This window comes from Burkholderia theae (assembly GCF_048565265.1).
Classification (GTDB): Bacteria; Pseudomonadota; Gammaproteobacteria; order Burkholderiales; family Burkholderiaceae; genus Burkholderia; species Burkholderia theae.
Window position 1 is genome coordinate 454,338 of record NZ_CP183463.1, and the last position, 18,277, is coordinate 472,614.

At 60.4% G+C, this 18,277-nt stretch carries 14 protein-coding genes; 1 reads left to right on the forward strand and 13 read right to left on the reverse strand.

Annotated features, from left to right (window positions below):
• The first annotated feature begins 450 nt into the window (after nucleotides 1–450).
• Entirely contained in the window at nucleotides 451–1,188 is a 738-nt protein-coding gene (locus tag ACN22W_RS34805; protein ID WP_419690568.1) for a helix-turn-helix transcriptional regulator, read from the forward strand.
• 58 nt (nucleotides 1,189–1,246) lie between these two features.
• Here the strand turns inward: ACN22W_RS34805 and ACN22W_RS34810 are convergent, their stop codons facing one another.
• The 13 genes from ACN22W_RS34810 to mdlC form a co-directional block, all read right to left on the reverse strand.
• Nucleotides 1,247–1,954 carry an ABC transporter ATP-binding protein gene (locus ACN22W_RS34810; protein WP_419690569.1) on the reverse strand — a complete coding sequence of 236 codons (708 nt, stop codon included), beginning with the start codon at nucleotides 1,952–1,954 and terminating at the stop codon, nucleotides 1,247–1,249.
• Nucleotides 1,951–3,726, reverse strand: coding sequence for an ABC transporter permease subunit (locus ACN22W_RS34815; protein ID WP_419690570.1), 1,776 nt, complete (start codon nucleotides 3,724–3,726; stop codon nucleotides 1,951–1,953). Before ACN22W_RS34815 ends, ACN22W_RS34810 begins: the two co-directional genes overlap by 4 nt.
• Nucleotides 3,704–4,549, reverse strand: coding sequence for a branched-chain amino acid ABC transporter permease (locus ACN22W_RS34820; RefSeq protein WP_419690571.1), 846 nt, complete (start codon nucleotides 4,547–4,549; stop codon nucleotides 3,704–3,706). Before ACN22W_RS34820 ends, ACN22W_RS34815 begins: the two co-directional genes overlap by 23 nt.
• A 4-nt stretch (nucleotides 4,550–4,553) precedes the next feature.
• A complete protein-coding gene (locus ACN22W_RS34825; protein WP_419690572.1) occupies nucleotides 4,554–5,738 on the reverse strand; it encodes a substrate-binding domain-containing protein in 1,185 nt (394 codons plus the stop codon).
• Between the two features lie 36 nt (nucleotides 5,739–5,774).
• Complete coding sequence (iaaH, locus tag ACN22W_RS34830; protein ID WP_419690573.1) at nucleotides 5,775–7,196, reverse strand: indoleacetamide hydrolase; 1,422 nt, start codon at nucleotides 7,194–7,196, stop codon at nucleotides 5,775–5,777.
• Between the two features lie 194 nt (nucleotides 7,197–7,390).
• Nucleotides 7,391–8,623: an MFS transporter gene (locus ACN22W_RS34835; RefSeq protein WP_419690574.1), complete on the reverse strand. Its 1,233-nt coding sequence runs from the start codon at nucleotides 8,621–8,623 to the stop codon at nucleotides 7,391–7,393.
• 150 nt (nucleotides 8,624–8,773) lie between these two features.
• Nucleotides 8,774–9,826 (reverse strand): carbon-nitrogen hydrolase family protein, encoded by a 1,053-nt coding sequence (locus ACN22W_RS34840; RefSeq protein WP_419690575.1) that lies wholly within the window; start codon nucleotides 9,824–9,826, stop codon nucleotides 8,774–8,776.
• 152 nt (nucleotides 9,827–9,978) lie between these two features.
• Nucleotides 9,979–10,938, reverse strand: coding sequence for a helix-turn-helix domain-containing protein (locus ACN22W_RS34845; RefSeq protein ID WP_419690576.1), 960 nt, complete (start codon nucleotides 10,936–10,938; stop codon nucleotides 9,979–9,981).
• 82 nt (nucleotides 10,939–11,020) lie between these two features.
• On the reverse strand, nucleotides 11,021–12,094 hold the full coding sequence (locus ACN22W_RS34850; RefSeq protein ID WP_419690577.1) for an alpha-hydroxy-acid oxidizing protein: 1,074 nt from the start codon (nucleotides 12,092–12,094) through the stop codon (nucleotides 11,021–11,023).
• A 196-nt stretch (nucleotides 12,095–12,290) separates the two neighbouring features.
• Nucleotides 12,291–13,463, reverse strand: coding sequence for a 4-hydroxybenzoate 3-monooxygenase (locus ACN22W_RS34855; protein WP_419690578.1), 1,173 nt, complete (start codon nucleotides 13,461–13,463; stop codon nucleotides 12,291–12,293).
• Between the two features lie 114 nt (nucleotides 13,464–13,577).
• Nucleotides 13,578–14,924, reverse strand: a complete 1,347-nt coding sequence (locus ACN22W_RS34860; RefSeq protein ID WP_419690579.1) for an MFS transporter — start codon at nucleotides 14,922–14,924, stop codon at nucleotides 13,578–13,580.
• A 206-nt stretch (nucleotides 14,925–15,130) separates the two neighbouring features.
• Nucleotides 15,131–16,582: an aldehyde dehydrogenase gene (locus ACN22W_RS34865; protein ID WP_419690580.1), complete on the reverse strand. Its 1,452-nt coding sequence runs from the start codon at nucleotides 16,580–16,582 to the stop codon at nucleotides 15,131–15,133.
• Nucleotides 16,583–16,637: 55 nt separating this feature from the next.
• The gene (mdlC, locus tag ACN22W_RS34870; RefSeq protein ID WP_419690581.1) at nucleotides 16,638–18,227 is read right to left on the reverse strand and encodes a benzoylformate decarboxylase; all 1,590 of its coding nucleotides are present in this window, start codon (nucleotides 18,225–18,227) and stop codon (nucleotides 16,638–16,640) included.
• Nucleotides 18,228–18,277 lie beyond the last annotated feature (50 nt).

Consider the following 18,277-nt stretch of genomic DNA (forward strand, 5'->3'; position numbering starts at 1 on the left):
CCTAATTTTATAGAGTAGTTTTCGTTGACGAGAATGACTGAGGAAAACGTCCCGCTGGAAATGCATCGGAATCGTTTGGTCAATGGGCAGGCGTCTCCGGGTAATCCTCCAGCTTGCCTCGCTACAACGAACAGTCTCAGCACGTCCGCTTCCCACTGTGCGTCTACTCTATGAGCAGCTTTTTTTGATCCCCATCGTTAGAAATGTCGACACGAAAGCCGTGGCTCGAACCCTCTCCCACGAAATTCAAGGGCCCCGTCGAGCGTCGCCTTTTGCACCGCAAGCATCCCGTGGATCCGACTGCGGCATGAATGCAACGAACAGGTAAATGAAGCGAAGTTCGTTGCCGATCAGTATTTTTTCCCTGCTATGCTTGATGTGTAATGCGAACCAGTTTTTCCGGGCTGCAGCGTATGCTGTCTCCTGATTCCTCCTACCGATGAGGCCCCCTTGAAGCCACCAGTTCACGACCTCACGCTCGACGAACTCCGACTTTTCGGGGACATCATCGGACGGCTCGAAGAGCTCGGACCGATGGTGGATGTCAGGCGCGTCGTTTTGTCAGACCTGACCCGGCTGCTGCGATCCGATTTCTGCGTGTCGTACAACTGGGATGCGGAAAAAGGGATGTACGTCGACCCGATTGCAGTCAATGTCGACTCCGATCACGTGCGTCGCTACACAAGCTGGTACCAGCACAATGACCCGATGACAGCGCAGCTCTGCAAGATGCGCAGAGCTACCTTGGTGGAGGAGGTCATGGACCGGCCTGCACTGGAGAAAAGTGCGTTCTATAACGAGTTTCTCGCGCATGACGGTTTGCATCACGGAATCAACGTGTTTGTTTTCGACGGCGAACGGCAACTCAGCGATCTGAGAATCTGGCGGACGAAGAATCGACCTGACTTCGAGATGCGCGACAAACTCGTGCTCGATGCACTCGAGCCGTTCCTTTGCCGCGCCATCAAACGGAGGGCCGGCAGCGCGACGGGTCTCACCGACCGGGAGAGCGAGATCGCCCAACTTGTCGCGAAGGGTTGTACCGATCAGGATATCGGCCGTCTTCTCTGCATCAGCTTGTCTACCGTGCGCACCCATTTGCGGCGGATCATGGACAAGAAGGGATTCTCCAACCGTGCGGAGCTTGCTGCTTCCGTCGCCGCGACCAGAACGACCGTGCCGTCATGAGTGTTGAACGGCACGGTCGACAGTCAGGTGCGAGCGACGAATCGTTCGATACGAGAGACTAAACCGCCAGTACGGCTTCGAGCTGCTCGCGAGACATATCGATCGAGTCGCCCGACAGCACGATCTCTCCATGATCCAAACCGATGAAATTGTCGGCGATCGAAGTGAGAAACGTCAGATTCTGCTCGACAACCACAAACGCCGCCCCTTCAGCGGTTCGAGACCGGATAACAGATGCCATCCGCTCCAGGTTCTCCTGCTGAACACCTTCCGACGGCTCATCGATCAGCGTGACAGGCGAACGCTCTGCGACGATTCTGGCGAAGGAAAGCAACTTCTTTTCACCGCCGCTCAGCTTGCCAGCCGGCTGTAACAACCGCTCTTTCAGACGCGGGAAAATCTGGAACAAGTCGTCGTATGCTTCCAGGCTTCTTGTCTTGAATCCAAGCGTCAGGTTGTCTGCAACGCTCAGATTGTCAAAGACAACCCGCTCCTGCGGTGCGTAGCTCATCCCTAGACTTCGCCGTCGGTGCGACGGCACTTTGCCGACATCACCGCCGTTGACAGTGACAGTACCGGACGTGGGCTGGATGACGCCTGTCAACGCGCGCATCAGCGTCGACTTGCCAACACCATTGCGGCCGAATACGCCGAGGACGTTACCCGCGGCCACCTCGCCGCTGATCCCTTTGAGCACCATCGTGTCACCATAGCCGGCGACGATCGACGAAAACCTCAACATTGCTTCTCGCTGGCGTGCGCTCATTTTCTTCCTCCCGAGTAGACAGCCTTGACCTCTGCCGACATCTTGATTTGCGACAGCGAGCCAACCGCGAGGCTTCTTCCCTGATGAAGGACCACCACGTTGCTGGCGATCTTTTCGAGCGCGCTCATGTCATGCTCGATCACAATGGCCGACGCCTCCAGTTCGCTGACCGTCGACGTGATCGCGTCCATCATGTGATGGGTTTCGTACGCCGAGAGGCCAGCGCAAGGCTCGTCAAGAAGCAGAAGACGCGGCTCGGTGATTGCCACCATCGCGAACTCCAGCATCTGGCGCATCCCTTGAGAAAGATCTCCCGCACGAACAGCCATATGCAATTCAAGAAACCCGAATTTGCCAAGCGTGCGGATTCGTTGAACCGAATTCCAATGCAGGGGGGCATCGGTCAGCATCTCGTGGGAACGTATCCGGTTCGCCCACAGGGCGATCTGAAGATTCTCGTTGACGGACAACTGGGCAAAAACCGTGGGAATCTGAAACTTGCGGCCGACGCCCAATCGGGCGACCTGCCAGGCCTGAGAGGACGAAATCTCGGCCCCGCGAAAGTGGATCTCGCCTGAACGTACTGGCAAGCGGCCCGTCATTGCATTGAATGTCGACGTCTTCCCGGCGCCATTGGGGCCAATGAAACAATTGATGACCCCGGCCCCCACCTCGAGATCGAGCCCGTTGAGAATGTTGACGCTGCCCTGGCTTACTTGCACCTTGCTGAAACTAAGCAGCGTAGATTGGGGCGGTCGTACGTCAATCGTGGCGATGTCGGGCGCATCTACCCGTTTCTCCGGAATGGTGTTCGCGACGCGCAGGCCCGCGATTCGGGCAAGCGCTGCGGCCGCGCCGGCCAGGCCATCGGGAAATAGCCGCACCACACCGATGAAAATCAGCGCGACCAGTACCTCCCAATAGGTGAACAGATCACGCCAGGTCGCTGCGAGCAGTCCGATCACCACGGCACCGAGTTGCGCGCCCAACGGACTGCGCTTCCCCCCAACGGCAGCCCAGATGACAAACTGCGCTGACAACGCCACGCCGACCGCCTGAGGACCGACAAGACCCTCGTGCGGCGCATACAGGGCGCCACCCAAACCCGCGATCGCGCCTGAGAGGCCAAACGCGGCAGCCTTCAGTTTGTGTGTCGCGAATCCAAAAAACTGAAGGCGATCTTCATTCTCCGAGGTAGCGGCCCAGAGCGTCCCGATCGGTCTGCGGTTCAACCAGGTGATCAGTCCAGTGACGACTACCGAAGCCGCTGCGATCACGTAATACAGGTTTCCATACCTGTCGGTCATCGGCAGGTCAGGGATATCGGTCAACCCGTTGAAGCCGCCGGTTACGCTGCTCCATTGATTGGCAACCAGAAATCCCAACATGCATAGCGCAAGGGTAATCAATGAAAAGAACGGTCCGCTGTCGATCCGGCGCGCAAAGACGATGAATCCGATTGCATAGGCCAGCGCCGCAGGTACTGCGATTGCAAGCGGAAGCAGAATCATCTGCCATTCGCCGCCGGCCGCTGCCGCGGAGCGCAATACAAAGGCGCTGACATACGCGCCCAGCCCGAAAAACAGGCTTTGGCCCAGCGGCAGGAATCCTGCATTCCCCCAGCACAACGCAACGCTTTGCGTTGCCATGCCATACAGCAACAGAAGCCCGATCTGGTTTGCGCTGTAGTCACCGGCCCACAGCGGCAAGCTTAGAAGAATCGCCGCCGTGACAGCCTGGAGGGACGTTTCAACGGCGCGAGACGAGGCCATTTGGGCGACTCCACAAGAAATAGATGGATAGGATCAGAACAGCGGTATACCCCGACGTCTGATCGATGAAACTCGACACTGCGACCTGCGTTCCTCCAATGACGAACGTGCCTACCGCGAGACCGAGCAGACTGCCCAGACCGCCGACAACGAGCACAAAGAACGAATTGAGCAGATAGTCGAGGCCCATGTACGGCTCGACCCGCACGATCGGTGCGAGCAGCACGCCCGCCAACCCGGCCAGAACCACACCCGTTATGAAAGTGCCACTGGCCAGTCGGGTCGTATTGATGCCGGCCGCCTTGGCAAGAAGGGGATTCGCGACCATGCCTCGAATCCGCGCGCCCGTCTGGCTGCGGCTGTACCATGCCGCGAGCCCGGCGAATGCCAGGCCCACCGCGAGCATCATCGCAAGCCGGAATGCCGGGTACTGGGTGCCGAAGACATCGATCGATGCGCCATCCGCACCCGCCACGTCCTGGTAACCCTTTCCGAACAATGCGACCACGCCTTCGCGGAGAAGGATCGACACGCCCCAGGTTGCGAGCAAGGTATCGAATGGCCGCTGATACAAAGGACGAACCAGCAGGCGCTCGACGATCCACCCGACCGCAGCGCATACGACGATCGCCAAAGGTATGGCAAGCAAGGCGGGCAGCCCGAGACGCTGCACGACGACCACCGAGTACGCGCCCAGCATGATGAACTCGCCATGCGCCATGTTCAACACGCCCAGCAGCCCGAACACGATTGCCAGACCTATCGTCGTGAGCGCGAGGGCCGCACACGCGTACCCGAGATTGAGAAGATAGGAAAGCAGCATGACTTCAGCCCGCACCCGCTCCGCTCGTGCAGGTTTCGGCCGAGCTAAGTTGTGAGAACGTCTTGACGATGTCGTATCGGGCGCCTGAAGCCTTGGCGAGGAAGATGTCGGCCGTCACGTTGCGGGACTTCATCGTGACCACGCCACGCGGGCCTTTGTAACTCGCGCCGTCGGAAGCCTTCATCAGATCGCCGATCGCCGCGGAGTTCGCCTTCCTGGCCATGGCGTCATACATCAGGATGCCCTCGTACGTCGACTCGCCGATGCTGCTCAAAACCGCCGAAGCGCCGAACTGCTTGTGATAGCGCTCCAGAAACTGGCCGGACGTGGCGGTCGGCGTCGAGAAAAAGCCGGAAGCCGAGTAGAGGTTCCTGGAGTTGGACGCCCCGATGCCGATCAAGGTGTTTTCTTCGATCATCGTGCCGAAGCGGATCAGCTTGTCGCTGAGACCGAAGCTCGCAAAACTTCTGTTGAACGTGACGGCCGACCCGCCCACCAGTGTGATGAAGACCGCATCTGCCTTGCTGTCCCGGATTTTGCCAAGCACCGCGTCAAAGTTATCGACGTCGAATGGAACGTACTCTTCGCCGACCACGGTCGCGCCGGAACCTTGAATCGCCTTTTTCGCCACTTCGTTCGACTTGCGCGGCCAGATGTAGTCGTTGCCGATCAGGAACCAGTGCTTGACCTGGTGTTTGGCCGTCAGCCACGGAATGACCGGCGTCAGTTGCTGTGCGGGCGTCTCGCCGACGAAAAACGTACCCTTCGCGCAATCGCCTCCCTCGTACATCGGGGTATAGAAGTAAGGCACCTGGCCTCTGAACAGACTTTCCAGCGCCGTGCGGACAGCACTATCGTGCGATCCGACAAAGACCTCCGCCTTGTCGCGCTTCCAGAGGCGAAGCGCCGTCTGCGCCGACTCGGAAGGCGCGGCGCCGGCGTCTCCCACCAGCAACTCGAGCGGGCGCCCCAACACGCCCCCGCGCGCATTGATCTCGTCGACTGCCATCGCTGCGCAGTTTTTGCAGGCTTGACCAAAAAATGCGGCAGGCCCACTCATCGGCGCCATCAGCGCCAACTTCAGTGGCTGGTTTGCCGCGCGTACCGATGCCGGCACGAGCCCCCCGACGCCCACTGCGGCACTCGCAGCACCGAGCGCAATACTTTTCAGGACATTTCGACGATTCATTTGCTTGCCTTTCTCGTTAAGCCGTTGCCGGACGTATTAAATGTGTGCATCGAGACGCGGGAACGTCGCGGCACTCAGAACGCGCTCCATTTCCTTGCCGATCTGCAGGATTCGCTGATCCGAATGCGGAACACCGTCCAGCGCCAATCCAACCGGGAGCCCCTCCTGGGTCAGCCCTGCGGGAACGGTGATGCCGGGTACCCCTGCATTGCTGCCTGGTTCGGTATTTCGCGTGTACGCGGCAAAGACGTCGAGCGCTTCCGACCCGACCGCCACGGTTTCAGCGCCGATGGTGCAAGCCGGAACCAGGATGGTGGGAAATAGCAGTGCGTCTGCCCCCACCTCGCGAAGACACTCCACGTAAGACGCGCGCGACCGCTCTCGCGCGAGAAGCGCTTCGGCATAGTCGGTTGCAGATATCGCACCGTCCCCCAGGATCTCGCTGACGATCCGTGCCACATCCGGGCTCTTGATCTGGGCAACGATCTCCGGGAACGTCACAGCCACCCCGCCTGTTTCCAGATAGCGTCCAACGGCACCGCCAAACTCGAAAAACGGGATGGTTGCGCTCTTCTGCGCACGGAAAAACGGATACCGTCGCAGATCGACATCAACCAGTTCGAAGCCTGCGTCCTCGAGCTTCTGCAGGGCGCCTTCGAGTACCGGCCGGGCATCGGGTGACAGCCCCTCCCACATCGTCGAGTACGGGACTGCCACGCGGAAGTCACGTGCGCCGTCGACAACGGGAAGCGCTGAGCCACTTCCAGACAGGATCTCGTCCAGCAACATCACGTCGGCGACGGTTCGGGCGATCGGGCCTACCGTGTCGCGCGTGGGCGATATCGGTACAACGCCCTCTGACGGATACCGTCCATGCGTAGGACGAAAACCGACCAGTCCACACAGCGCCGCCGGTATTCGCACCGATCCGCCCGTGTCAGTGCCGAGGGCCGCCGGCACCGCACCACTTGCCACCACCACTGCAGACCCGCCGCTGCTTCCTCCGGGAATTCTGGACGGGTCATACGGGTTGCGGGCCGGGCCAAAGAATCCGTTGTCGTTCGTGCAGCCGAAAGCGAGTTCGTGCATGTTGGCTTTGCCGGCGGCCAACGCGCCCGCTTCGATCACGCGTGCGACGACTGGCGCGTTCGCTCGAGGTACAGCGTGGCGGAGCGCTGCCGTTCCCGCGGCTGTCGGCATGCCCACGCAATCGATGTTGTCCTTGATTGCCAAAGGAATGCCTGCAAGCGATATCCGCCCTGTTCGGGCAGCGGGCGATTCGTCATGCGCCCGCGCCGATTGCAAGAACTCCTCAGGGTTGAAATACACGAACCCGTTCAGCGACTCGGTTTTGGCCTGTTGATCCACCAGAGCCTGAACGTATTCCAGGCAGGAGATCTCGCGTCGATCGATCGCACCTTTTGCGTCGACGACTGAAAGCTGCGGGAGGGTTGGCATCTACGTCTCTCTTACGTTTCGGTCTTCGTAGAATGCGCGCCTGCTTTTTTGTATCGCATCGTTAGAAATGACGACGCAGTCAACCCTCGCAACGTCGCCTCGCCCCCCCTGATTCAGCCTCTCTGCCGACGTCAGCGGCCTTGATCGCGCGATTCCCGCAAAGGCCTCAAATCCACCGGCGCTTTCCCCGACGTTCAGACCGCGTCTATGTTCGAGACGGAATGCTTCGACGTAGCAGCGGGCACCGTTTCCTCGAGAAACATTCCCACGAGTGCGCTAACCAACGACACGCCCCCGACGATCAGCATCGGATAACCAAGACCGAATGTGTCGGCAAGCCCACCTGCCACCACCGGCATCAGGACCCCGCCGATGAGTTCACTGACAGCGGTGGGAACGCCCACGGCGGAGCCCGTCAGAGTGGGCGGTACGGATTCGCAGGGAATCACGGCAAGAAAGAGCGGTGCGATGCCGAAGCCGCAAATCCCGGCGGCAAAGAGGTTGCAGAACATGACGATCGGAGAAGCGTGGCAAAGAACGAACGCCAACATCAGGACCCCATAGCAAGCCGCGGAAACGACCAGCACGATACGCCGACCGAGCCGATCAGACATCGCCGGAACAGCGATCATCCCGATGAATCCGCCGAAACCCCATCCGGATATGATCAGGCCAACCGTGCCGAGACTGAGGCCCACCACCTTGGTCAGATAGAGCGCGACAAACGTCGAGAAAACGAACAGGCCCGTCTGGAAAAGTGATCCAATTACCGTGGTCAACCAGATGTTCTTGTAACGCAGCACGGTCAAGGGGCCGGCCGATGCCGTTCGGGCCTGCTTATCTCGACCTGCCTCCGACTTTCGCATGGTCTTGCCGATCAGGAACGTCAGCAGAAGCCCCGGGATACCGAGAACGAAAAACACCCACTCCCAACGCATATGCATCACGAGCTGGGTAGCGATGATCGGTCCAAGGCCGATACCCAGAAGGGGAAAGAACGACTGGTGGATGCCCAGATTCAAGCCGCGCCGACGCGGCGTCGATATTTCATCGATGGTCGCGACGCTGGCACTGAAGACGCCCCCCTCTCCGACGCCAAGGAGGCCGCGCACGAGCAGCATGCTGTGGAACGACTTGGCGACCCCGGTAAAGGATGTCATCACCGAGAAGAAAATCGAAGACCCGAGCAGAATCTTGCGACGCCCATAGCGGTCGGACAGACTCCCGAGCACCCATGTCGAAATTGCCCAGGTCAACGCGAGAACCGAGGCGATGGCGCCGGCCTGCGTGTTATTCAGTTTGAGTTCCGGCAGAAGAACCGGAAACAGGTACACGATAACCAGACGGTCGAGACCGACGATTCCGAACAGCACCGCAAGAAAGATGACCATCTTCCATTCGTAGTCTCTATTTTCTTTGTATTTCATATCGACATCCTAAATATAAAGTCATGACTGGATTGCTGTTATTCCGAAGAAAAACCATCCAGTTCCAATCGACATCAATCAAACACGGCTGCGACGTAAAACCCATGAACCGGCTCGCCATGGAATGCCACCGCGAGCTCGATGGTCCCGCTACCGATCTGCTCCACTTGTCGCAAACTCGAACAAGCAGCCGTTGTCTGCCGACGGTTGGCCATCGGCAACCGTCTCCGCCGGCGTTTTATCGAGAATCTCGGTGAAAGGGGGGCGCGGTCGCCGGTCGATCAGCAATCGAACAACGTCCGGCCGGGAGTAATGCCCCGCGGGATCGAAAACGCACTTCGAAAGCGATTGCTTGCCGAGATCGATATGGGCGTAGAGCAGGCCTTCTGCGGTTTCGTCGATCTTTTCGAACAGCTCCGCCCCGTCGGGCCCGTATCCCACGCTATGGCCGCCGCCTGCCCGCAACAGCTGACGCTTGTCCGCGGTGTCGCAGAGACTCTCGACCATCTCTTCGGTGACGACTGTCGAAGGCGCAAGGACAAAGCAACTGCCTTCGACGGCATAGGTCCGCGTAACCGCGTTGTTCACCTGGTGGCTCAATGCGCTGGCGAATTCATACAGGGAAAAGCTCGGCCAGGCGGCAACGTGAACCTGTTCGCCTTGCGCATACATCGCGGCTTTGGTCAGAGGTTGCACGTGTTCGGCACAACAAAGCGCGCCAAGCTTGCCCAGCGGGCTGTCGATCACGGTCAAGCCACTGCCCTCTCCGTCACCGAAAACGGTCCGCTCGAGGTGTGTAGGCTTGAGCTTCTGTCGTTGCAGGAGCGTTTCTCCGTCGGGGCCGATAATCCATTGGGAGATATACAACGAGTGACCCTTGCGCTCCGAAAGCCCCATCACCACCGTGATACGGTTTTTTCTCGCCGCGTCCCGCAGTGCATCGGCTTCCGGACTCTCGTAGCTCAGCGAGTTGTCGAAATAACGCTGAACATAGCCTTTGCTCATATACCAGGCCGGCGTACCGAGCCAGACATAGAACGGATAGCCCGGCAGCCAGACTTCGGGGAATGCGATCAGGTCGGCGCCGGCCTGTGCGGCCTCCTCAATCAAGCGTATGGATTTTTCGATTCCTGCCTGAAGATCGAGGAACGCCGGGGCGGCCTGCACCACGGCCGCTTTATATTGGGGATGGTTGAGAGCCAAGATACTCCTCCACGACTCGCGGGGCGGGACGCCCGCAACGTTGTGGATGAAGTGTCCCGGGCCAATATGGCGGCCGCTTGACTCAGACAGAACAGGAATTTCACATATGCTGCCAGCAGGCGGGATCGCTGCGCAGCCAACTCAAGGCCGATTCAGAAAACGTCTTGATGCTTCGCACGGTAGTCGCGCGCGGACATTCCGAAGTGACGTCGAAACGTACGACTGAAATGCGATGCATTATTGAAACCCCATGCCATCGCGATATCGGTAATCGAGCGGTTTGCGTAGGCGCGTTGCTGAAGCCACTCGCCGCACCCATTGAGCCTGGTCGTGCAGATGATCTCGCCAATCGACTCCCCGACCTCGGCGAACAGCCGGTAAAGATAACGGCTGGAAACGCCCAGCTCGTCGGCGACCTGCTCGGGTCCCAATTCCGGTTCGTGAATACGATCCTTGATGAACGCACGTGCCCTGAGCAGGTGCATCTCTTTCACGTTGGATTTGGGCAGGGGAACCGTGTTGAAATAATCGGCCAGCGCCAGGGCGACCAGATTTGCGGTCACATCGGCAAGCCTCGCGCAGCCCGCCACGGCGCCTTCGTCCGACGAAAGCGCTCTGTGCAGGGACGCGATATGGTCCGCGGCGATTCGGCGTATCCCGGTCGCGGCGGGAATCCTCACCGCGGTGTGCTGCCGGCCACACGGCACCAGGTTCTCCAGCGCCTTGCGTGGAAAGCGGATCGTGTAATGCTCCCCGGAGAAATGCCAGGCGAAATTGCGCGACGAGTCAAACAGCACCATGTCGGTAGGGGCGACGAACGCGGTGCGGGCATCCTGCTCGATCGCACCGCGTCCCTCGATCTGTATCGACACGAGCAGGTAGTCGTCCGCCGTACGCCGAACTTCGTCCCAGTCATGCGCCGCAACGTGATCGACCGCCGAGATCCGGGACACGCACACGCCGTCGGTGCTCACGCTGGAGATCTCCCCACGAAATCCCTGATCGGACTCGGTCCGGAAAACCATGGGGACGCAACTGGCCCGAACCTGATCCGCCCATGCCAACAGCCTGTCGTCGCGATGGTAATGATCCGTAGTAATCACTTTATTCATGGCACAAAATTCCGACGGCAAATACGCGGGTAGCTATCCCGAACCATTGCGCATCCAGAATCCGGCGTCAATGCGCAAAAACCTACGAGGGGCGCTTCGAAATATAGCTGCGATCGAGCTCACCGACCGAGCGGCAACCGATGAGGGCGAGCGTCCGGTCGGTTTCCCGTTTGATCATCTCGATGACGTCGCTCACGCCGATTTCCCCTCTGGCTGCCAACCCGTATAAAGTAGCGCGCCCCAGCATCACCGCATGTGCCCCCAAGGCGATCGCCTTGACAACGTGGGCCCCCGTCCGTATGCCACTGTCGAGAATGACAGTCGCCCCGGAGGTGCGCTCGACAATATCCGGCAGCACATCGGCAGTGGCGGGCAGGTCGGCGAGTTGCCTGCCGCCGTGGTTGGAAACGATCACGCCGTCCGCACCGAGCTCGACGCACCGCGCCGCATCTTCAGCCGTCACGATGCCCTTGACAAGGAGTTTGCCCGGCCATTCGTCCCGCAAACGGCGCAGGTCGTCCCAACTGAAGCTCGCATCCATCTGTCTGCGAAGAATCGCTGCCTGGGAGGCGGTGTCCGATGCGTCATCCGTCGCGAAATTTTTCAACTCCGGCATGCCGTTCATCAGATAAGCCCAAAGCCAACGCGGGTGCGATAGTCCGTCGACAGCCGCACGCGCACTTGCCTTGAACGGCATGGTAAATCCGTTGCGAAGATCGCGCTGGCGAAAGCCGTTGACCGCTACATCGGTGGTGAGGATCAAGGTCGAATAGCGAGCCGCACGGGCACGATTGACCAGGCTCTTCGCGAGGTTGCGATGAACCACGTACAGTTGAAACCACAGTTCTCCGTCAGCCCCTTTTGCCACCTCTTCGATGGACATGTTGGACGCCGTCGATAGTGCAAACGGAATACCGGCGTTGCCCGCTGCGCGCGCAAGTGCGAGGTCGCCTTTGGGCCAGAATGCGCCATTGAGGCCCGTTGGTGCGATCACCAGCGGTGATGGAAGCCGCTGGCCCAGAAGCTCCACGGACTGCTCTCGCGTGCTGACATCCGACAGTCGGCGTGGCAACAACTGCAACTTATCGAACGCGGAACGGTTATGCCTCAGTCCCGATTCATCGTCCGCCGCGCCTTCCAGATAGTCGAACACCATTCGTGGCAGCCGCCGTCTGGCTTCGTCACGGTAGTCGCTGACGGAGAAAATGCCGGGAGATCCTGTTGTCATGATTTGCGTACTGTCAGAGTAAATCGTGATGCGAAAACATGAGGCGCGCTGTACTCCAGTTTCGCGCGCCTCTCTCGATCGTTCGAACCGGAAGACGACAAAGCAATTGCACGAATGTCGAAAGCTAGACGACGACGCTCCCGACATAGTTTTCGGCCAGGGACCTCGCCGCAGTCTCGGACGTGGTCACATGTTCGAGTTCGGCAACCTGCAACTGCTGCTCGAACGGCGATGCGTCATCGAGGCGATGCATCATGCGGGTCATCCAGTAGGAGAAATGCTCCGCTCTCCAGATCCGCTTCAGCGCGGACTGACTGTACGAGGCGAGTTGCACTTCATCGCCATTCCGGTAATACGCGTCGAGTCCACTGCTCAGGATCCGTACGTCGGAGACGGCCAGGTTGAGGCCTTTGGCTCCGGTGGGAGGAACGATATGAGCGGCATCGCCGGCAAGAAACAGCCGGCCATGCTGCATCGTCGTCGAGACAAAGCTTCGCATGCCGACGATATTCTTCTGAAAAATCTTCCCGTCGACAACGCGCTGACCATCGGCGGAGTCGACTCGTGCGTGCATTTCGGCCCAGATCCGATCGTCGGACCACGTATCCACGGAATCTTTCGGGTCGCACTGGAAATACATACGTTGAACCGTCGGCGAACGGGTGCTGACCAGAGCAAAGCCACGATCGTGACGTGCGTAGATCAGCTCGTCGGCGGAGGGCGCACCTTCAACCAGAATGCCGAACCAGCCGAAGGGATAAACGCGCTCGAAATCGCGACGAACGCTCTCGGGAATCGCCGAACGCGATACCCCTTGCGAACCGTCGCATCCGATCACGAAATCGCAGTCCAGCGTGTGTGCCTGCCCCTGATGCACGAACTGGATCGACGGGGCGGAGGTGTCGATGTCGTGAATCGAGACATCCGAGACACCGAACAGGATTTCCCCGCCCGCTGCAACGCGAGCCGCCACCAGATCCTTGATGACTTCGTGCTGCGCATAGACGGTGATGGACCGACCGGTCAACGCCTTGAGGTCGATGCGTCGCCGCTTTCCGTCGAACGCAAGTTCAAAGCCGTGATGCAACGCACCTTCCGCCTTCATCCGTTCGCCGACACCGGACGCTTCGAGCAGATCCATCGTCCCCTGCTCGAGTACACCCGCCCTGATCGTCGATTCAATCTGCTCGCGTTCGCGGGTTTCGAGCACGACGGATTCGATACCCTTCAGGTGCAAAAGATGAGAAAGAAGGAGGCCGGCGGGACCGGCGCCAATAATACCGACTTGAGTGCGCATAAAATCTCCAACTGAAGGTACTGTCAGGTGCTTTCTGAAATTCGATTCAACATGAGCGACGCCGTTACCTGCTCTGCGCGGAGCCCGTGGCAAACGTCGCCCTCGAGACTGACGTCATGCTTGGTCGACGGGCGGAATATGACGATGCACGATCATCAGGCAGATAAAGACCATCGCCATCGCGCCACCCAGCATGCCCAGGTACGCAGACGCCCCGCCCTGCGTGATCACGAATGCCCCCGCGAACGCGCTGAGAATCGCGCCGAGCCGCCCGAATGCGAGCGCGGATGCGGTCCCGGTCGCGCGTATCCCGGTTGGATAGACGTAGGCGCAAAGGGCGTACATCGTCGACTGAACCGCGTTCACGAAAAGGCCGTGCAAACCGATGCCGAACACAAGCAACGTCGCGTGGGCGGAGACGTCGAGACCGCGCAGGAAAAGCGCGCTCGCGGATGCCATCAGGCAACACGCGAGCAAAGGCCAGCGCGACCCGAACCGGCCGATTGCCACTGCGCAGCCCAGTGCGCCGACGACACCGCCCAGGTTGTAGGCGGTGAGACCTGAACCTGCCACCGACGGGCTGAGCCCCTCGCCGGCAAGCATCGTCGGCAGCCAGCTGAAAGCGCTGTAGACCGCGATCAGGTTCATGAAGAAAGCGATCCAGATTGCGATCGTGTCGCGGCCCTGGCCGTCCGCGAACAACGCACGAAAGCCTGGACGCTCTCCCGCCTTCTGCTCCTTCTGATCGGCGAACACGGCGTCCGGCTGAATCGCGCGGGACATGCGGGTCAGCAGGCGACGCAGTTCATTCCAGCGTTCGTGATGACGGGCAAGATAACGCGGCGATTCCGGCATGACGAGAAACAGCAGGAGCGCCAGCGCGACGGGAAGCGTGCCTCCGATGAGAAAGAGTCCCCGCCAGCCATAGTGAGGCAGCACAACGCTCGCGAACAGTCCGGCAAGCATGCCCCCCAGCGGTACGCAAACGATCGTCGCAGTCACTGCGAGCGTCCGCCGGCGAGCAGGCGTAAATTCCGCGGTCATGGTCGTCGCGCTCGGCAGCGCGCCACCGATACCCAGTCCCGCGACGAAGCGCAGGATCGCAATGGTCATGACGTCGGGCGACAGCGCAATCGAACTCGTCGCCACGCCAAATATCAGCACGCTCCCGATAATTGCCCAGCGCCGCCCGAACCTGTCCGCGAAGAGCCCTGCGAATGCGCTACCTATACCCATGCCCACGAGGCCCGCGGCAACCGCTGGCGCAAATGCATTGCGCGTAATGCCCCATTCCTTGATCAAGCTGGGAATGGCGAACCCGATGAGTTGCCCGTCGAATCCATCCATCACGATCGCAAGCGCGGCGAGAAAGACGACCATTCGCTGAAACGCAGAGAACGGTCCGTCATCGAGGGTGCGGCCTATGTCTACGGTCGGCAGGCGGAGATTACGATCGTTCATTTCGCCCCCCGGACAGACCCGCACCCGGTGCGATCGAGCGACAACTCAACATTGAAAATAGGCATTGCAGTCTCCTTGAGGTGATCGCTCGTCGTTCCAGGAGCGAACGCTACTCACCGGTGTATCGTTGTTGTTTTGCTCGCACCCGCGATCCGGAGGCTCGTCTCTTCCACCATGAGAAAGACGTGCCCCGGCCGCAGCAACCGTCAGAACGGATAGTGACGAGGCGTCGTTTGCACCGTGATCCAGCGCAGATCGGTAAATTCCGCGATCCCGGCTTTGCCACCGAAGTGCCCAAAACCACTGGACTTCATTCCGCCAAACGGCATTTGCGCCTCGTCGTGAACCGTCGGCCCATTGACGTGGCAAAGCCCGGACTCAATACGCTTCGCTACCGTCAAGGCACGCGCAACGTCACGGCTGAAGACTGCCGCCGACAGACCATATTCGTTGTCATTTGCGCAGGCGATGGCCTCTTCGTCTCCATTGACGCGGACGATCGCCTTGACGGGCCCGAACGACTCCTCTCGATAGATATGCATGTCCGCCGTGACGTGATCGAGCAACGTGGCCGGCATGAGCGTGGTCTCGGACTTTCCTCCGCACAGCAACGTCGCACCTTTCGCCAGCGCGTCGTCGATCAGGTCGTTGCACTTCCTGACGGTCGCCATGTCTACGACGGAGCCGAGTACGACCGGGCCCTTTCTCGGATCGCCAAGCGGCAGGCTCTTCGCCTTTTCGGCCAGTCGCGCGACGAACTCATCGGCGATCTTCGTGTCGACGACGATGCGTTCGGTGGACATGCAGATCTGACCGGAATTGGCGAACGCCCCGAATGCTGCGCCTTGAACTGCAGCTTCGATATCGGCATCGTGAAGAACAAGAAACGGAGCCTTTCCGCCAAGTTCAAGTACTGAAGGCTTCAGATATTTCGCGCACTGGGCAGCGACGATGCGGCCGACGCGGGTCGAACCCGTGAAGTTCACACGTCTGACCGCCGGCTCGGCAATGATCGATTCGACAATGTCGCCGGCATTCGCCGGTGCATTCGTCACGAAGTTCACAACGCCACGTGGCAGTCCGGCTTCCTGCAACGCCTCGATGATGAGGCCGTGGGTCGCGGGGCAAATTTCGGAACCTTTGAGCACGACGGTATTGCCGCAAGCCAGCGGCAACGCGATGGCCCGCACGCCAAGGATGACGGGAGCGTTCCACGGTGCGATGCCGAGCACGACGCCGGCGGCCTGTCGAACCCCAAGCGCGAGACTGCCGGGCACGTCCGAGGGAATCACTTCGCCCGAAATCTGCGTGATCATCGCAGCAGCTTCGCGCAACCCGTCGGCCGCCAGCTTGACGTTGAAGTCTGCCCACAGGCGGGACGCGCCGGTTTCGGTTGCCATTGCCAGCGCGAAAGCGTCGCCCTTCCCTTCGAGTGCGTCTGCGGCGCGATTGAGCAATGCGCGTCGCTCGCCGGGCCCCATCGCCGACCATGCGGGAAACGCGGCGGCCGCAGCGTGCACCGCGGCTTGCGCATCGGCGACCGTCGCGGCTGGCGCCGTCGACGCAACCGTGTTATCGAGCGGGTTGCGGCGCTCGAAGGTCGCCCCATCACGAGCCGTCGTACGCTCGCCGTTGATTAGCATCGCTACCTGATTCATTACCGTCTCCTGGAATATGTTTGAATAGCCAACCTGTCGAACCATCGACTCTCGGTCAGGCCACGACAATTTCTACAAGGCGCGTTTCGCCTGAAGACAACGCGTCTTCCAGCGCGGACTTCAGCGACGGCGCGTCGCTCACTCGAACCCCTTTGCAACCCATGCTGTTGGCCAGAGAAACGAAATCCAGCCCCGGGAGGTCGGTGCCCTGCACCGGATCCGACGCGCAGAAGCCAAATACGGGCGCGAATTCCTGCAAGGCGGCATAGCGGGCGTTATTCAGGATGACAAACGTGATCGGGAGATCGAGCTGGACCGCGCTATAGATCGCTTGCGGCGAATACATCGTCGAGCCGTCACCGATGAGCCCGATCACGCGACTGCCGGGCTTGCCCAAAGCCACGCCCACCGCGGCGGGCATGCCGTAGCCCAGGCCGCCGCTTGCCATCGTGTAAAACGTCTGACTGCGCGTGAACGGCAGATAACGTTGCATGACGGGCCGCGAACTGGGCGCCTCCTCGACCACGATATCCGCTGCGTCGCGGACCTCGGACAGCGTCTGCAACGCATACGCGACCGACATGAGCGCCGTGGGCTCGGCTCGCTCGACGACTTCGCGAGCAGCCGGTAGAGGCCGGCCATGCGGCGCCGGACGGGCGAGCAGGTCCGCAAGCCCCAAGCGAATGTTCGCCACCACCGACGTGCCGACCGGGGTCCACGCCGCGGTAGCCGGATCGTCGATGAGCTGGTACAACGCCGCGCCATCAGGCACATGCGGCCCACTGCCTTCGACGTGATACGCAAAGGCCGGCGCCCCGACTGCGAAGATCAGGTCATGCCCATCCAGAATCCGAACGATTTTTTCGCGCATCGCCGGAAGGAATCCGGCGAAAAGCCGATGATCTTCAGGGAAGCTGCAGCGCGACGACATGGGCGCAACGTACACCCGCGCATTGTGGCGCTCGGCCAGCTGGATCGCCTCACTCCAGGCATCGGCACGATCGAGTTCCGCGCCGACGACGATGGCCGGCCGTTTGCAGCTATCCAGCGCGTCGCCGATCTCCGCAATCCGTACCGGATCGGCGCGGAACCGGGTGCTGACCCGTGTCACCTCGACGAGGTCGGCCGGCTGATCCCAGTCGTCGACCGGAATGGAAACGAACACCGGGCCACGCGGCTCCTGCATCGCCACGTGGTAGGCACGAGCGAGCGCAAGCGGAACATCCGCTGCACGAGCCGGTTCAATGCTCCACTTCACATAGGGGCGCGGCAGCTCGGTTGCCTGCGATGCCGACAGAAACGGATCGAACGGCAGAATCGAACGGGCCTGCTGGCCGGCAGTCACGATCATTGGCGTCCGGTTCTTGAAGGCCGTGAATATGTTGCCCATCGCATTGCCGACACCGGCGGCCGAATGCAGATTGACCAGCGCGGCATTGCCGGTCGCCTGGGCATATCCATCTGCCATACCGACAACGACCGCTTCCTGCAATCCCAGCACGTACCGGAAGTCCTCCGGGAAGTCGCGGAACATGGGTAGCTCGGTTGAACCGGGATTGGCAAACACCGATGTCATTCCGAGGCGCCGCATCATGTCCACGACTGCATCGCGAACGGTCGGCTGCCCACTTGTGTTTCGTTGCATCTCGAGTCCTCTGCGGTTCGCCACTCAGGCTGGCGGTGATTGGATGAGCC

What these genes read in the sequence shown, in the direction of transcription:
- ACN22W_RS34810 (WP_419690569.1), bottom strand. Translation starts at nt 1,954, where the DNA reads ATGAGCGCACGCCAGCGAGAAGCAATGTTGAGGTTTTCGTCGATCGTC.
- ACN22W_RS34815 (WP_419690570.1), bottom strand. Translation starts at nt 3,726, where the DNA reads ATGGCCTCGTCTCGCGCCGTTGAAACGTCCCTCCAGGCTGTCACGGCG.
- ACN22W_RS34820 (WP_419690571.1), bottom strand. Translation starts at nt 4,549, where the DNA reads ATGCTGCTTTCCTATCTTCTCAATCTCGGGTACGCGTGTGCGGCCCTC.
- ACN22W_RS34825 (WP_419690572.1), bottom strand. Translation starts at nt 5,738, where the DNA reads ATGAATCGTCGAAATGTCCTGAAAAGTATTGCGCTCGGTGCTGCGAGT.
- iaaH (WP_419690573.1), bottom strand. Translation starts at nt 7,196, where the DNA reads ATGCCAACCCTCCCGCAGCTTTCAGTCGTCGACGCAAAAGGTGCGATC.
- ACN22W_RS34835 (WP_419690574.1), bottom strand. Translation starts at nt 8,623, where the DNA reads ATGAAATACAAAGAAAATAGAGACTACGAATGGAAGATGGTCATCTTT.
- ACN22W_RS34845 (WP_419690576.1), bottom strand. Translation starts at nt 10,938, where the DNA reads ATGAATAAAGTGATTACTACGGATCATTACCATCGCGACGACAGGCTG.
- ACN22W_RS34850 (WP_419690577.1), bottom strand. Translation starts at nt 12,094, where the DNA reads ATGGTGTTCGACTATCTGGAAGGCGCGGCGGACGATGAATCGGGACTG.
- ACN22W_RS34855 (WP_419690578.1), bottom strand. Translation starts at nt 13,463, where the DNA reads ATGCGCACTCAAGTCGGTATTATTGGCGCCGGTCCCGCCGGCCTCCTT.
- ACN22W_RS34860 (WP_419690579.1), bottom strand. Translation starts at nt 14,924, where the DNA reads ATGAACGATCGTAATCTCCGCCTGCCGACCGTAGACATAGGCCGCACC.
- ACN22W_RS34865 (WP_419690580.1), bottom strand. Translation starts at nt 16,582, where the DNA reads ATGAATCAGGTAGCGATGCTAATCAACGGCGAGCGTACGACGGCTCGT.
- mdlC (WP_419690581.1), bottom strand. Translation starts at nt 18,227, where the DNA reads ATGCAACGAAACACAAGTGGGCAGCCGACCGTTCGCGATGCAGTCGTG.